The sequence below is a fragment of the Micromonospora sp. LZ37 genome, from assembly GCF_059359015.1.
The window spans coordinates 13411-26810 of the sequence record NZ_JCADBL010000015.1 but is presented as its reverse complement, the minus strand read 5'-3'; the positions used below and the strand labels follow the sequence as shown (position 1 = coordinate 26810).

Here is a 13400-nt window from a genome sequence, read left to right as displayed (position 1 = left end):
CCCGTCAGGGGCGGGCGGCGGGAACGGGGGGCATGGGCCAGTGGGGGCGGTCGGCGTCGCGGAGGGCGGCGGTGCGTACCGCCGCGAGCTGGCGTTCCACCTCGGCGAAGTGGTCCGGGGTCAGCGGGCCCCGGTGCAGGGCGGCGGCGTTCTCCTCGACCTGGGCGACGGTGCGGCACCCGGGGATCGGCACCGTCCGCCCGCTGCGGGCCCAGATCCAGCCCAGCGCCCCCTGGCTGAGGGTACGGCCGTCGGCGGTGAGCACCCCCCGGACCGCGGCGACCCGGCGCAGCCACTCCGGCGCCGGCCGGCCGCCGCGGAACCACTCCAACCAGGTCGGGGCGAGGCCGCGTACGTCGTCGCGCGGCAGCTTCGAGGCGGTGGTGTACTTGCCGGTCAGCAGCCCCATCCCGAGCGGGCTGCGGTTGACGCTGGCCAGGTCGTGCTTGTCGCACGCGGTGAGCATCGCCGGGGCGTCCCGCAGCGCCGACAGGGTGTGCTGCACGGCGGTGGCGTGCGGCGCGACCTGCGCGAAGGCCGCCGCCCGGTCGACCCGGTCGGTGCTCCACCCGTACGCCCGGACCAGCCCCTCGGCGACCAACTCCTCCAGCGTGCCCACCAGCGCCTCCACCCGGGGCAGCGACAGGTCACCCAGGTGCAGCTGGTACAGGTCGATCCGGTCGGTGTCCAACCGGCGCAGCGAGTCGGTCACCGCCCGGCGCAGGTACGCCGGGGACGGGTCCTCCCCGGTGGCCTGCCGGGACCGTTCGTCGAAGGTGTACCCCCACTTGGTGGCGACCACCGCCTCGTCCCGCCGGCCGGCGAGCGCCCGGCCGAGAACCCGCTCACCGTGCCCGGCCCCGTAGGTGTCGGCGGTGTCGAACAGGGTCACCCCGAGGTCGAGCGCCCGGCGGACGGCCCGGATCGACTCCTCGTCGTCCACGGCGCCCCAGCCCAGCGGGCGGCTGCCCTCGGCCCACGGGCCGCCGATCGCCCAGCACCCCATGCCGAGGGCGCTGACCTCGATGCCGCTGCGGCCCAACGTCCTTGTCGTCACTGCCATCGACGCATCGTGCCACCTCGAACGCGGCGACGGGCGCGGAGTTCGCCGATCGTGCATGATCGAGCACATGCGGCGGTTGGGTGTGGACGTCGGCGGCGTGATCATCGAGCTGAGCGACGGGGACGAGGACACCTCGTTCTTCGGCGGCAACTTCCTGCGCACACCCCCGATGGCCGGCGTGTTCGACGCGCTGGCCGAGGTGGTTCCGCTCTTCGACGAGGCGTACGTGGTGTCGAAGTGCGGCGCGGAGACCGAGGAGCGCACCCGGCGGTGGCTGGCCCACCACGACTTCCACGGCCGCACCGGGATCGGGCCGGAGCGGCTGCGCTTCTGCCGTACCCGCCCGGAGAAGGCGCCGATCGCCGCCGGGCTGGGGTTGACCCACTTCGTCGACGACCGGCTGGAGGTGCTCGGCTACCTCGACACGGTGCCGCACCGCTACCTGCTCCGGCCCCGCCCGGACGAGGTCGACGCGTACCGCCGGCACCTGCCCGGGGTGCACCGGGTGGAGAGCTGGCCCGAGCTGGCCGCCGCGCTGCGCGGCTGAGGCCGGGCGGGGGCGGCGGTGGCCCGCCGGCCCGGCGCGCGGGTCAGCGCGGCACGGCGTACGCCAGCGGCACCGGGTGCAACTGCCCCGGCCAGGTGCCGGTGAGCCGGGCGCCCGGCGGCACGTCGGCGCCGCCGGGGCGGCGGACGACGGTCAGCTCGACGGAGTCGGTGACGGTGACCGTCAGGTCGCCGTCCCGCACGGCGCGCACGGCGCCGACGGCGGGAGGCCCGCTGTGGCTCGCGCCGCCACTGGTGATCGTCATGCTGGGTGCCCGGACCTCGCGCACGCCGTCGACCTCGAAGTACTCCTGCGCCTGGCCGGCGCCGGTGAGGATGGCCGACGCCAGGGCGGCGGCGTGGACCGGGTCGCCGCAGGCGTCGTAGACCCAGCGCGGGCCGAGCACCGAGTGCCGGGTGGTGCCGACCAGCCAGTCGCCCGCGCCGGCCAGCGGGGCGTCGCGGTAGGTGAGCGGGACCTGGTGGACCGGCCCGTCACCGGCGCGGACCAGGAGCGTCTCGATGCCGACGGCGCCGGCCGGGTCGTCGAACCGGTAGCCGGCGACGCGGGTCAGCCCGGCGGTGAGCGGGCCCCGCCACCAGGAGCGGCCCGGCAGCCAGTCGGTCAACAGTTCCAGCTTGGTGGGGCGGATCTCCGCGCGGTGCAGCAGGGCCATGCGCCGAATGGTAGAGGCCGCGCCGGCTCCGGGCCGCCCCGTGGATCACGGTGGGCCGCCCGCCGGGATCAGCTCGGCCAGACCTGGGCGAAGAGGTCCCGGGTGTCGGTGAGCAGCTGCGGCAGGACCTTCGTCCGGCCGATCACCGGCATGAAGTTGGCGTCGCCACCCCAGCGCGGCACCACGTGCTGGTGCAGGTGCGCGGCGATGCCGGCGCCCGCCACCCCGCCCTGGTTCATGCCCAGGTTGAAGCCGTGCGCGTTGCTGACCTTGCGGACCACCCGCATCGCGGTCTGGGTGAAGACGCCCAGCTCGATCGTCTCGTCAGGGTCGAGCTCGGTGTAGTCGGCGACGTGCCGGTACGGGCAGACCAGCAGGTGACCGGGGTTGTACGGGTAGAGGTTCAGCACCGCGTAGACCCGCTCGCCCCGGGCCACCACCAGGCTCTGCTCCGGCGGCAGGCCGGGGGCCAGGCAGAACGGGCAGCCGGTGGGCTTCTCGTAGCCGCCCTCGGGGCGGTCCTCCCCGGAGATGTAGGTCATCCGGTGCGGCGTCCAGAGCCGCTCCAGCCCGTCCGCCGAGCCGGTTTCCGTGCCGCCGTCGAAGTGCCGTTCCGCCCCAGTCACATCGCCGATCCTACGTTCACCGCGGTGAACCCCGGTCGGCCGTACCGGCCGGCCGGGCCGCTCGGGCCCGGCCGGCGGGAGCACCCGCCGCGGAGTGCTCAGCTCGCGGCGGACGGCCCCGAGTTGGCGCGGGAGCCCACCACGTCCAGCACGTGGGTGACCGCCTCGGTCATCGGCACCCCGTTGCGCTGCGAGCCGTCGCGGTACCGGAACGACACCGTGCCGGCGGCCACGTCGTCGTCGCCGGCGATCACCATGAACGGGATCTTCTGCTGCTGCGCGGTGCGGATCTTCTTCTGCATCCGGTCGTCACCGGCGTCGACCTGGGCGCGGATCCCCTCGGCGCGCAGCGCCGCGACGAAGCCGTGCAGGTAGTCGGTGTGGTCCTCACGGATCGGGATGCCGATCACCTGCACCGGCGCCAGCCAGGCCGGGAACGCGCCCGCGTAGTGCTCGGTGAGCACCCCGAAGAACCGTTCGATCGAACCGAAGAGCGCCCGGTGGATCATCACCGGCCGCTGCCGGGTGCCGTCGGCGGCCTGGTACTCCAGCCCGAACCGCTCCGGCAGGTTGAAGTCCACCTGGATCGTGGACATCTGCCAGGTCCGGCCGATCGCGTCCTTGGCCTGCACGGAGATCTTCGGCCCGTAGAAGGCCGCGCCACCCGGGTCGGGCACCAGGTCCAGGCCGGAGTCCTCGGCGGCCGAGCGCAGCGCCTCGGTGGCCCGCTCCCAGTTCTCGTCGGTGCCGACCGACTTCTCCGGGTTGCGCGTGGACAGCTCCAGGTAGAAGTCGTCCAGGCCGTAGTCGCGCAGCAGGTCGAGGACGAAGGCCAGCAGCGACTTCAGCTCGCCGGCCATCTGCTCCGGGGTGCAGTAGATGTGGGAGTCGTCCTGGGTCATGCCGCGCACCCGGGTCAGGCCGTGCACCACGCCGGACTTCTCGAACCGGTAGACCGACCCGAACTCGAACAGCCGCAGCGGCAGCTCGCGGTAGGACCGCCCGCGCGACCGGAAGATCAGGTTGTGGAACGGGCAGTTCATCGGCTTGAGGTAGTAGTTCGCGCCCTCCATCTCCATGGGCGGGTACATGCCGTCGGCGTACCACTGGAGGTGCCCGGAGGTCTCGAAGAGCTGCGCCTTGGTGATGTGCGGGGTGTTGACGAACTCGTACCCGGCGGCCTCGTGCCGGCGGCGGGAGTAGTCCTCCATCTCCCGGCGGATGATGCCGCCCTTGGGGTGGAAGACCGCCAGGCCGGAGCCGATCTCGTCGGGGAAGCTGAACAGGTCGAGGTCCGCGCCGAGCTTGCGGTGGTCGCGCCGGGCGGCCTCCTCCAGCAGCTTCAGGTACGCCTTCAGCTCGTCGCGGGTCGGCCACGCGGTGCCGTACACCCGCTGGAGCTGCGGGTTCTTCTCCGACCCGCGCCAGTAGGCGGCGGCGGAGCGCATCAGCTTGAACGCGCCGATCAGCCGGGTGTTCGGCAGGTGCGGGCCACGGCAGAGGTCCGACCAGCAGACCTTGTCCTCCTTGGCGTCGAGGTTGTCGTAGATGGTGAGCTCACCACCGCCGACCTCCATCACCTCGGCGGTGTCCAGCCCCTCGCCCTTGACGTCGATGAGCTCCAGCTTGAACGGCTCGGCGGCCAGTTCGGCCTTCGCCTCGTCCAGGCTGCCGAAACGGCGGCGGCGGAACCGCTGCCCGGACTTGACGATCTCCTGCATCCGCTTCTCGAGCTTGGCCAGGTCGTCCGGCTGGAACGGCTTGTCGACGGCGAAGTCGTAGTAGAAGCCGTTCTCGATGGGCGGGCCGATGCCGAGCTTCGCCTCCGGGAAGACGTCCTGCACGGCCTGGGCGAGCACGTGCGCGGTGGAGTGGCGCAGCACGTCCAGGCCGTCCGGCGAGTCCAGGCTGACCGGCTCGACGGTGGTCTCCTCGGCCGGCGCCCAGTCCAGGTCGCGCAGCCGGCCCTGCGGGTCGCGGACCACCACGACCGCCTTGGGGCCGTTCGCGGGCAGCCCGGCCGCGGCCACCGCGTCGGCCGCCGTCGTCCCGGCGGCGACGACGACGGGGTCGGCCACGACGGGGGTACGGGGTGCGGACACGGTGACTCCTCAGCTGCAGACGGTACGGATCGTGCCGGGGACCGGCTCCCTGCGATGCTATCGGCAGAGGCCGGGCCCCCTCGTAACGCCTCCGGTAGAGCACGGGCGGCCTTTTCCACCGCCGCCGATTGAACCTTTCCGGCCTCCCGTCCGAACTACCCGGTGTGGCCGGAGCCGGTCACGCGGACACGGATGGGGGCAGCGATGGCGACGACCCGTGGCGGCAGCCGTCGGACCCGGGCCGGGGCGGTGCTGGCCGCCGCGGTCGCCGGGGTGCTGGGCTGGCCGGGGGCGGCCCAGGCGGCGGAGGTGACGACCACCCCGACCCGGGCCGTGCAGGGCGGGGCGGTGGAGGTGACGTTCGTGGTGCCCGAGGAGCGGCCCGGGACGCGGACGCGGAAGATCGAGGTCAGGCTCCCCGCCGACGCCCCGGTCGGCGAGGTCTACCCGCTGTCGGTAGACGGTTGGGCGCCGCTGATGACCTCGCGGACCCTGGACGAACCGGTGGCCGGCATCCACTCCGCCGGGGTCACCTCGGTGACCGCCGCGGTGACCTGGACCCGGGCCGCGGGCGCCCCGTCGGCCGGGCCGGCCCGGTTGCCGCTGGCCATGGGCCCGCTACCGCAGGCCGACACGATGCGCTTCGAGGTGGTCCAGACGTACGCGGACGGGACGGTGGTGCGCTGGGCCGACCCGGCCGGCGGGACGCACCCCGCCCCCACGCTGACCCTGCTGCCGGCGGCCCCCGGCGCGGTCACCGGTCACGCCCACGGCGGCACCACCGGCGACGCCGGGGCCGCGGCGGATCCCGCCGCCGCGCCGGGACCGGCCGAGGCCGGGCCGAGCGCCAACGTGCTGCTCGGCGGCGGGCTGCTGATCGGTGTCGGCGGCGGCGCGGTGGTCGGCTGGGCGGTGAGCCGGGGCCGGCACCGGGCCGACCCGACCGACGACCCCGACGACGCCGGGGACGCGGGCGGGCCGACGGCCGACGAGCCGGCCGAGGGGGCGCGGCCACCGGGCGAGCGGGCCGAACCGGTGGGCTCACGCTGAGCTCAGCGCACCCACTCCGGCAACGGCTCCCGCGCGGCGAGCCACCCGTCGGGCACCCCACCGGGCGTGCCCACCCCGGTGTACGCGGCGACCACCGCGCCCACGATCGCGGCGGTGGTGTCCACGTCCCCGCCCGCCTCGACGCAGGCGCGGATCGCCGCCGGGTAGTCCTCGAGGTGGGTGGCGGCGACCCAGAGGGTGAAGGCGACGGTGTCCTGCGCGGTGACCCGCGAGCCGTTGCCGAGCACGTCGACGGCCTCGGCCAGCGGCCGGCCGAGCAGTCCGGCGGCCCGGCGGGTCCGGCGGTGCACCTCGGCGGCCGGGTCCAGCGCGGCGGCGACCGCGGCCAGCAGCCGGTCCGGGTCGGGGCGGATGCCGTCCAGCCGGGCCCGGGCGGCCAGCGCGGCGGCGACGGCCACCGCGACCGCCCCGGCGATGCCCTCCGGGTGGGCGTGGGTGACCTCGGCGGAGGCCCGGGCCCGGTCCGCCGCCCGGCGGGTCGAGTCGGCGAACCAGGCGCCGAGCGGGCCGACCCGCATCGCCGCGCCGTTGCCGCAGGAACCCTGCCCGTCGAACGCCGAGGCGGCGGCCACCGGCCACGGCGTGCCGGTGCGGATCAGCCGCAGGATGGTCACCGCGCCGGGTCCGTAACCCCGGTACGGCTCGCAGCGCTCGGCGAACGCCAACGCCAGCCGGTCCCGGTCGAGGTCCCCGTGCTCGGCGAGTTCGGCGACCACCGAGCAGGCCATCTCGGTGTCGTCGGTCCACTGCCACGGTGGCGACGGGAGCCGGCCGGCGGCCATGTCTTCGGGGTGGTGGCCGGGGACGAAGAACTGCGACCCGAGGGCGTCGCCGACGGAGAGACCGGTGAGGCTGTCCCGGGCCAGGGAGAGCCGGGTGTCGGGAAAGAGAGTGAAGGGCATCGTCGTGCCAGCTTGCCCGTTCCGCGGGCACGCCGCAACGCGATCAACTTGCCACGGGCAGTACGGTGCTGACGTGGCCACCGTGCTCCTGGTCGAAGACGATCACGTCGTACGCGGCGCGATGCTGCGTTCCCTCACCGACCGGGGGCACGCCGTGCACGCGGTCGGTACGGCGCTGGACGCGCTGCGCCGGGTCGCCGCCGAGACCCCCGACCTGGTCGTGCTGGACCTCGGCCTGCCCGACCTGGACGGCTCGGACGCGCTGCGCATGCTGCGCGGCATCACCGACGTGCCGATCATCATCGCCACCGCCCGCGACGACGAGCAGTCGGTGGTCCGGCTGCTGCGCGCCGGCGCGGACGACTACATGGTCAAGCCGTTCACCGGCGCCCACCTCGACGCCCGGATCACCACCGTGCTGCGCCGGGTCGGCCGGGCCAGCCGCACGGTGCAGCCGGCGGTGCACACCGTCGGCGGCCTGCGGGTGGACGTGGGCGAGCGCAGCGCGGTGCTCGACGGGGAGCCGCTGGCGCTGACCCGCAAGGAATTCGACCTGCTGGCGTATCTCGCCGCACGACCCGGCCGGGTAGTGTCCCGGCGGGAGCTCTTGGAGGAGGTATGGCGGCAGCCGTCGGTCGGCGAGGACCAGACCATCGACGTTCACCTGTACTGGCTACGCCGAAAGATGGGCGAGTCCGCGGCGAAGCCCCGCTACCTGCGCACCGTGCGGGGGGTGGGGTTCCGGCTGGTGGCCCCGGACTGAGGCTGGCGCTGGCCTACCTCACGGCCGGCATGTGCGCGCTGGTCGCGCTCGCCTTCCTGATCCCGCTCGGGTTGAGCCTGCGCGGCGAGGTGCGGGAGGAGGCGCTGGCCGACGCGGCGCGGCGGGGCGCGCTGGTCACCGGGGCGCTCGCGGTCAGCACCGACCCGGCGGCCGTGCGACGGGCCGTGGAGGCCAGCGGCGACGACCCGGCGACCCGGCCGGTGGTGCACGGCCTGGGCGGGGACTCCTCGGCCGGCCGGGCCTCGGCCGGTGACCTCGACCGGGCCCGGGTGGAGCAGAAGTCGGTGCTCACCGAGGTCCCCGGCGGAATGCTGCGGCTGGACCCGGTGGTGCTCGACGACGAGGTCGCCGTGGTGGAGGTCTTCGTACCGGAGTCGGAGCTGTCCGAGGGCGCGGGCGGGACCTGGCTGCTGCTCGCCGGGGTGGCCCTGGCGCTGGTCGGCGCGGCGGTGATCGTGGTGGACCGAGTGGCGGCCCGCGCCGTGGACTCCACCCGGGGCCTGGTCCGGGCGGCCCTCGCGGTGGGCGACGGCGACCTCGGCGTACGGGTCGAGCCGAGCGGGCCGCGCGAGCTGGCCGAGGCCGGCTACGCCTTCAACCGGATGGCGGACCGCCTGGTCGCCTCCCGCACCGACGAACGGGAACTGGTCGCGGACCTGTCGCACCGGCTGCGCACCCCGCTGACCGTGCTGCGGCTCGACGCCGAGGGGCTGGACTCCGACGACACCAGCGTCGGCTCGTTCACCCCGGCGGAGCTGGACCGGCGGCGCACGATCCGGCGGATCCGGCAGGCGATCGTCACCCTGGAGGGTGAGATCGACGTGCTGATCAAGACCACCCGTAAGGCGGTCGCCCACGAGGCCGGGCCGGCGGAGTGCGACGTCAGCGAGGTGGTCCGGGACCGGATGGTGTTCTGGGCGGCCCTGGCCGGCGACCAGAACCGGCCGCACCGGGTCAGCGGCGCGCAACTGCGCATCCCCGCCCCGGTCCCCCGGGCCGAGCTGGCGGCCGCCCTGGACGCGGTGATCGGCAACGTCTTCCGCTACACCCCGCAGGGGACCGCGTTCGAGGTGGCGGTCTCCCGCCGGGACGGGTACGTGGCGATCCGGATCGACGACGCCGGCCCGGGGATCGCCAACCCGGACCGGGCGCTGCGCCGGGGCGCCAGTGACCAGGGCTCGACCGGGCTGGGGCTGGACATCGCCAAGCGGGTCGCGTTGCAGGCCAACGGCTCGGTGAGCATCGACCGGGCCCGGCTGGGCGGGGCGAGCGTGGTGATGCTGCTGGCGGATCCGGAGGCGACGCCCCGACAGGTCAGCCGGTTCGGGCTGGTCGGCCGGATGGCCCGGGAGGCCCGGGAGCAGAAGAGCGGCGGACGTCGCTGGCCGCGGCAGCGCCCCTCGGGCAGCTGAGCGGGGCCGGGTTGTGGCCCGGCGCAAGTCTTCCTTAGATCCGGGTTAACCACGGCGGTGTCCGGGGTCCGGGCTGGCATGATCAGTTCCGAACCCACCAGTCCACCGGCCTGTCGCCCCTGACACCCACCGGTCGGTGGACCCGGGCGCGCGGCGGGAGTGCGGTCCCCCCACACCCCGCTCCCGTCGCGCGCACCCCTCACCGGCCCGACAGTCGTGCGGTGAGCCGATGAGTTGGCCCTGACCCGGCCACCCCGCTGCCCCGCCGTCATCGGCCGGCGCGCTCCGGCCCGGCAGGCCGTCGACCGCTGATCAAAGACCCACCGTTTGCGGCGTGTCGGGGTGTCAGCGGCGCTGGACACCCCGACACGCCGCAAACCGTGCCGATCATCGACCGGGTAAGTGGGGCCCGGTGAGCCGGCTACGCGGTCGCCGCGTAGGCGTCGATCTCGGCGGTGATCCGGGCCTTCTCCGCCGGCTCCAGGAACGAGGCGGTCACCGCGTCGCGGGCCAGCGCGGCCAGCCGGTCGGGGCCGGCGTCGAGCAGCCGGGCCGCGACCGCGTACTCGTCGTTGAGGGTGGTGCCGAACATCGGCGGGTCGTCGGAGTTGATGGTGACCAGCACGCCGGCGTCGACGAGCCGCTTCAGCGGGTGCTCGGCGAGGTGGGGCACCGCGCGGGTCCGCACGTTGGAGGTCGGGCAGACCTCCAGGGCGATCCGCCGCTCGGCCAGGTACGCCAGCAGCTCCGGGTCGCCGGCGGCGGAGATGCCGTGGCCGATCCGCTCGGCGCCGAGGTCGCGCAGCGCGTCCCAGACGGTCTGCGGGCCGGTGGTCTCCCCGGCGTGCGGCACCGAGCGCAGCCCGGCCGCCCGGGCCTGGTCGAAGTACGGCTTGAACTGCGGCCGGGGCACCCCGATCTCGGGTCCGCCCAGGCCGAAGCTGATCAACCCGTCGGGACGCTCCTCCAGGGCGATCCGCAGGGTCTCCTCGGCGGCCGGCAGGCCGGCCTCGCCCGGGATGTCGAAGCACCAACGCAGGGCGACGCCGAAGTCGGCCTCGGCGCGCTTGCGGGCGTCCTCGATCGCCTCGCAGAACGCGGGGGCGGGGATGCCCCGGTGCACGTGCGAGTACGGGGTGACGGTCAGCTCGGCGTAGCGGACCTGCTGGCGGGCCAGCTCGCGGGCCACCTCGTGGGTGAGGATCCAGACGTCCTCGGGGTCGCGGATCAGGTCGACCACGCTGAGGTAGACCTCGATGAAGTGGGCGAAGTCGCGGAACGCGAAGTAGTCGGCGAGCGCCTCCGGGTCCGCCGGCACCGGGCTGCGTCCCTCGTGGCGGGCGGCCAGCTCGGCGACGATCCGCGGCGAGGCGGAGCCGACGTGGTGGACGTGCAGCTCCACCTTGGGCAGTCCGGCGATGAAGGTGGGCAGGTCGGTCACAGCTTCTCCTCTGCACGGGCGCCGGTGCGGGCGACCACGAAGATCCGGCGGAACGGGAAGTACACCTGACCATGCCGTGCCGGGTACGCCTCGGCGAGGCGTACGGCCAACTCGGCGCGGAAATCCGCCCAGGCCGCGGCGTCCAGCGCGGCCCGGACCGGGCGCAGCGCCGTCCCCTCCATCCAGGCCAGTACCGGATGGTCGGCGGCGGCGGGCAGCAGGTGCACGTAGGTAGTCTCCCAGGCGTCGACCGCGCAACCGGCGGCGGCCAGCGACGCGGCGTAGTCGCTCGGGTCGCCGACCGGCGCCTCGCGCAGCAGCGGGCCGAGCGTGGCCGACCAGCGTTCCCGCCGGGCGACCTCGCGCAGCGCCCCGTGCGACGGGGCGGCGAAGTTGCCCGGGACCTGGAACGCCAGCCAGGCGCCGGCGGGCAGTTCGCCGGCCCAGCGGGTGAGCAGTTCGCGGTGGCCGGGGACCCACTGGAGCACCGCGTTGGCGACGACCACGTCGACGTCGGGCCCGGGGCGCCACCGCCGCACGTCACCGACGGTGAAGTCGACGGGGGCCTCCAGCGCGGCAGCCCGGTCGATCATCTCCGGGGAGGAGTCGATGCCGGCGATCCGGGCGTCGGGCCAGCGGGCGGCGAGGGTGGCGGTGAGGGTGCCGGGCCCGCAACCGAGGTCGACCACGGCCCGTGGCCGGTCGGCGGCGACGCGGGCGACGAGGTCGTGGAAGGGTCGCGAGCGCTCGTCGGCGTAGCGGAGGTAGGTCGTCGGGTCCCACATCGCAGCCTCCATACCGTACGTACGTCTTGCTGAAACCCTACGGTCCCCGCTGCGGCCCGGCAAGCCGGTCACTAGGCTCGGACGAATGGAACAGCGCAGCTTCGACCGGCTCGGCCGGCAGGTGGGCGTCGTCGGACTCGGCGCCTGGCAGCTCGGCGCCGACTGGGGTGAGGTCAGCGAGGCCGCCGCCCTCGACGTGCTGGCCGCCGCCGTGGACGCCGGGGTCACCTTCCTCGACACCGCCGACGTGTACGGCGACGGGCGCAGCGAGCGGCTGATCGGCCGGTTCCTGGCCGACCGGCCCGGGCACGGGCTGACCGTGGCCACCAAGATGGGCCGCCGGGTCGAGCAGACCCCCGAGGCGTACACGGTGGACAACTTCCGGGCCTGGACCGACCGGTCCCGGGCCAACCTGGGTGTGGACACTCTGGACCTGGTGCAGCTGCACTGCCCACCGACGGCGGTCTTCGCCGACGACCGGGTCTTCGACGCCCTCGACGCCCTGGTCGCCGAGAAGCGCGTCGCCGGGTACGGCGTCAGCGTGGAGACCTGCGACCAGGCGCTCACCGCGATCGCCCGGCCCGGGGTGGCCAGCGTCCAGATCATCCTCAACGCGGTCCGGCTCAAGCCTCTGGACGAGGTGCTGCCGGCCGCCGCCGAGGCCGGGGTGGGAATCATCGCCCGGGTACCGCTCGCCAGCGGCCTGCTCTCCGGCCGGTACGACGAGCACACCACCTTCCCCGCCGACGACCACCGCAACTACAACCGGCACGGGGAGAGCTTCGACGTCGGCGAGACCTTTTCCGGCATCGACTACGACCTCGGCCTGGAGGTGGTCCGGCGGCTCGCCCCGCTGGTCGGCCCGGACCGGACGATGGCCCAGTTCGCGCTGCGTTGGGTCATCGACCAGCCCGGCGTCACCGTGGTCATCCCGGGGGCTCGCGACGCCGGGCAGGCCCGGGGCAACGCCGGCGCGGCCGCGCTGGCGCCACTGACCACAACGGAGCGGGAGACCGTGCGGGCGGTCTACGACGAGCTGGTCCGACCCCGGGTGCACGACCGGTGGTGAGCCACGCCGACGGTGTGCTCCCGGACGGTCCGGCCGCCCCAGGGGCCGACGGCCGGTCCGGCGCGCGCAGGGAGGACCGATGAGGGGCTGGCTCACGCTCACCCTCGGCCTGCTGTCCGTCGTGGTGGGTGCCGTCTGGACCGTCCAGGGGCTCGGCTACGTCAGCGGCAGCGTGATGACCGACCAGCGGATCTGGGTGGTCGTCGGGCCGGTGCTGGTCCTCATCGGACTGGTGCTTCTCTGGCGCGGCATGCGGGCCCGCCGGCGCACCTGAGGCGCCCGGTTCGCGGTGCCCCGGACGGGGATCCGCCGGACCGGGGGCAGGTCGGGACCGGAAACGCGGAAAGCCCCGCGTCCAGGAAGGACACGGGGCTTCTCGTCGATCCGGGGGGCCGGATCCACCCGGGCCGGCGGCTGCCGACCGGCACTCGCTCAGATGGGGCGGACCTGCTCGGCCTGCGGACCCTTCTGACCCTGGGCGATCTCGAACTCCACCCGCTGGTTCTCCTCCAGCGTGCGGTAGCCGCTGGTCTGGATGGCCGAGAAGTGGACGAACACGTCAGCACCCCCGCCGTCGACGGTGATGAAGCCGAAGCCCTTGTCAGCGTTGAACCACTTCACGGTTCCCTGCGCCATGTGTATCTCCTTCTAAAACTGGCGGCCGAGCACGCCGTGCGGCCGATTGGCCGTTTTCGAGCAGCGGCGCCTGAGGCGGCCCCCACGTAGGAGACTTCTCTCAACCCACGCCATCTCTCAACAGCGGGGATCAGCAAACCACGTGCGCAAAAACTCTGCACAGCCTAACCGACGAAATTTTCCGACATGTGACCTGACGGATGCCTCGGGTCCCCTGGGCGGGCGGTCGGGGCCATGCGAAAGGCCCCCCGTCCGTCGATGCGGAAGGGGGGCCGTGACGCCTGGG

At 74.3% G+C, this 13400-nt stretch carries 14 protein-coding genes; 6 read left to right on the top strand and 8 right to left on the bottom strand.

Translation table 11 applies throughout. The features are described from left to right. Positions 1-4: 4 nt before the first annotated feature. Positions 5-1063 carry an aldo/keto reductase gene (locus AC5L3Z_RS25875; RefSeq protein ID WP_494845687.1) on the bottom strand — a complete coding sequence of 353 codons (1059 nt, stop codon included), beginning with the start codon at positions 1061-1063 and terminating at the stop codon, positions 5-7. Between the two features lie 55 nt (positions 1064-1118). Between AC5L3Z_RS25875 and AC5L3Z_RS25870 the strand changes: the two genes are divergently transcribed. After that, positions 1119-1610 (top strand): hypothetical protein, encoded by a 492-nt coding sequence (locus tag AC5L3Z_RS25870; RefSeq protein WP_494845685.1) that lies wholly within the window; start codon positions 1119-1121, stop codon positions 1608-1610. Positions 1611-1653: 43 nt separating this feature from the next. Here AC5L3Z_RS25870 and AC5L3Z_RS25865 read toward each other — a convergent pair whose 3' ends face one another. The 3 genes from AC5L3Z_RS25865 to thrS form a co-directional block, all read right to left on the bottom strand. Next, entirely contained in the window at positions 1654-2286 is a 633-nt protein-coding gene (locus AC5L3Z_RS25865; protein WP_494845684.1) for a CG0192-related protein, read from the bottom strand. Positions 2287-2354: 68 nt separating this feature from the next. Continuing rightward, positions 2355-2912, bottom strand: coding sequence for an HIT family protein (locus tag AC5L3Z_RS25860; RefSeq protein WP_494845683.1), 558 nt, complete (start codon positions 2910-2912; stop codon positions 2355-2357). Between the two features lie 98 nt (positions 2913-3010). Beyond that, positions 3011-5014 (bottom strand): threonine--tRNA ligase, encoded by a 2004-nt coding sequence (gene thrS / locus AC5L3Z_RS25855; RefSeq protein WP_494845682.1) that lies wholly within the window; start codon positions 5012-5014, stop codon positions 3011-3013. Between the two features lie 204 nt (positions 5015-5218). Between thrS and AC5L3Z_RS25850 the strand changes: the two genes are divergently transcribed. Further along, on the top strand, positions 5219-6064 hold the full coding sequence (locus AC5L3Z_RS25850; RefSeq protein WP_494845680.1) for a DUF1775 domain-containing protein: 846 nt from the start codon (positions 5219-5221) through the stop codon (positions 6062-6064). Between the two features lie 2 nt (positions 6065-6066). Here AC5L3Z_RS25850 and AC5L3Z_RS25845 read toward each other — a convergent pair whose 3' ends face one another. Next, a complete protein-coding gene (locus AC5L3Z_RS25845) occupies positions 6067-6987 on the bottom strand; it encodes an ADP-ribosylglycohydrolase family protein (RefSeq protein ID WP_494845679.1) in 921 nt (306 codons plus the stop codon). A gap of 73 nt (positions 6988-7060) precedes the next feature. On the opposite strand from AC5L3Z_RS25845, the gene AC5L3Z_RS25840 reads away from it, so the two are divergent. Both AC5L3Z_RS25840 and AC5L3Z_RS25835 read left to right on the top strand, forming a co-directional pair. Next, entirely contained in the window at positions 7061-7750 is a 690-nt protein-coding gene (locus tag AC5L3Z_RS25840) for a response regulator transcription factor (RefSeq protein ID WP_222957637.1), read from the top strand. Between the two features lie 29 nt (positions 7751-7779). Then, positions 7780-9183: a HAMP domain-containing sensor histidine kinase gene (locus AC5L3Z_RS25835; protein ID WP_494845677.1), complete on the top strand. Its 1404-nt coding sequence runs from the start codon at positions 7780-7782 to the stop codon at positions 9181-9183. Between the two features lie 421 nt (positions 9184-9604). Here the strand turns inward: AC5L3Z_RS25835 and AC5L3Z_RS25830 are convergent, their stop codons facing one another. Next, the gene (locus tag AC5L3Z_RS25830) at positions 9605-10624 is read right to left on the bottom strand and encodes an adenosine deaminase (RefSeq protein ID WP_334527104.1); all 1020 of its coding nucleotides are present in this window, start codon (positions 10622-10624) and stop codon (positions 9605-9607) included. After that, on the bottom strand, positions 10621-11409 hold the full coding sequence (locus AC5L3Z_RS25825; RefSeq protein ID WP_494845676.1) for a trans-aconitate 2-methyltransferase: 789 nt from the start codon (positions 11407-11409) through the stop codon (positions 10621-10623). The genes AC5L3Z_RS25830 and AC5L3Z_RS25825 overlap by 4 nt, the downstream gene beginning before the upstream one ends. 85 nt (positions 11410-11494) lie before the next feature. On the opposite strand from AC5L3Z_RS25825, the gene AC5L3Z_RS25820 reads away from it, so the two are divergent. Further along, positions 11495-12478 carry an aldo/keto reductase gene (locus AC5L3Z_RS25820; RefSeq protein ID WP_494845674.1) on the top strand — a complete coding sequence of 328 codons (984 nt, stop codon included), beginning with the start codon at positions 11495-11497 and terminating at the stop codon, positions 12476-12478. A gap of 79 nt (positions 12479-12557) precedes the next feature. Then, complete coding sequence (locus tag AC5L3Z_RS25815) at positions 12558-12752, top strand: hypothetical protein (protein WP_494845672.1); 195 nt, start codon at positions 12558-12560, stop codon at positions 12750-12752. A gap of 158 nt (positions 12753-12910) precedes the next feature. Here AC5L3Z_RS25815 and AC5L3Z_RS25810 read toward each other — a convergent pair whose 3' ends face one another. After that, a complete protein-coding gene (locus AC5L3Z_RS25810; protein WP_007075740.1) occupies positions 12911-13114 on the bottom strand; it encodes a cold-shock protein in 204 nt (67 codons plus the stop codon). Positions 13115-13400 lie beyond the last annotated feature (286 nt).

Excerpts from the sequence above, each read along its gene's own strand:
- AC5L3Z_RS25825 (WP_494845676.1), bottom strand. The coding sequence starts at position 11,409 with ATGTGGGACCCGACGACCTACCTCCGCTACGCCGACGAGCGCTCGCGA.
- AC5L3Z_RS25845 (WP_494845679.1), bottom strand. The coding sequence starts at position 6,987 with ATGCCCTTCACTCTCTTTCCCGACACCCGGCTCTCCCTGGCCCGGGAC.
- AC5L3Z_RS25870 (WP_494845685.1), top strand. The coding sequence starts at position 1,119 with ATGATCGAGCACATGCGGCGGTTGGGTGTGGACGTCGGCGGCGTGATC.
- AC5L3Z_RS25850 (WP_494845680.1), top strand. The coding sequence starts at position 5,219 with ATGGCGACGACCCGTGGCGGCAGCCGTCGGACCCGGGCCGGGGCGGTG.
- AC5L3Z_RS25835 (WP_494845677.1), top strand. The coding sequence starts at position 7,780 with ATGTGCGCGCTGGTCGCGCTCGCCTTCCTGATCCCGCTCGGGTTGAGC.
- AC5L3Z_RS25820 (WP_494845674.1), top strand. The coding sequence starts at position 11,495 with ATGGAACAGCGCAGCTTCGACCGGCTCGGCCGGCAGGTGGGCGTCGTC.
- AC5L3Z_RS25815 (WP_494845672.1), top strand. The coding sequence starts at position 12,558 with ATGAGGGGCTGGCTCACGCTCACCCTCGGCCTGCTGTCCGTCGTGGTG.
- AC5L3Z_RS25865 (WP_494845684.1), bottom strand. The coding sequence starts at position 2,286 with ATGGCCCTGCTGCACCGCGCGGAGATCCGCCCCACCAAGCTGGAACTG.
- AC5L3Z_RS25810 (WP_007075740.1), bottom strand. The coding sequence starts at position 13,114 with ATGGCGCAGGGAACCGTGAAGTGGTTCAACGCTGACAAGGGCTTCGGC.
- AC5L3Z_RS25875 (WP_494845687.1), bottom strand. The coding sequence starts at position 1,063 with ATGGCAGTGACGACAAGGACGTTGGGCCGCAGCGGCATCGAGGTCAGC.